This is a genomic window from Pectobacterium betavasculorum (assembly GCF_000749845.1).
Taxonomy (GTDB): domain Bacteria; phylum Pseudomonadota; class Gammaproteobacteria; order Enterobacterales; family Enterobacteriaceae; genus Pectobacterium; species Pectobacterium betavasculorum.
Window position 1 is genome coordinate 1 of sequence record NZ_JQHM01000078.1, and the last position, 288, is coordinate 288.

At 52.1% G+C, this 288-nt stretch carries 1 protein-coding gene; it reads right to left on the reverse strand.

Annotated elements, in window-relative coordinates:
• Positions 1 to 288: IS5/IS1182 family transposase (locus KP22_RS21180; protein WP_039326468.1), on the reverse strand; the 288-nt coding region annotated here is incomplete at both ends.

Consider the following 288-nt stretch of genomic DNA (forward strand, 5'->3'; position numbering starts at 1 on the left):
CGCCGCAGACTTTATTTTCCGGTGGGTCTGTCGAATAAGACCAGGGAAGGCTTCTGCATCGGTCACATTGTTTAGTGACAGGTCTGCGCAGATGATTTCATGTGTTTTTGCATCAACTGCCAGATGCGCTATTTCTCCCCGGCTGGGTGTTTTAAAGCTGGCATCAAACGACTTCGCACGTTTGCTGACACTGGTGTAATCCGGGCAGCGCAAAGGAATGCCCATCAGGGCAAAAATGGAATCAATAAAGCCCTGTGCGGCCCGGAGGGTCAGCCGGAAAACGCGCTT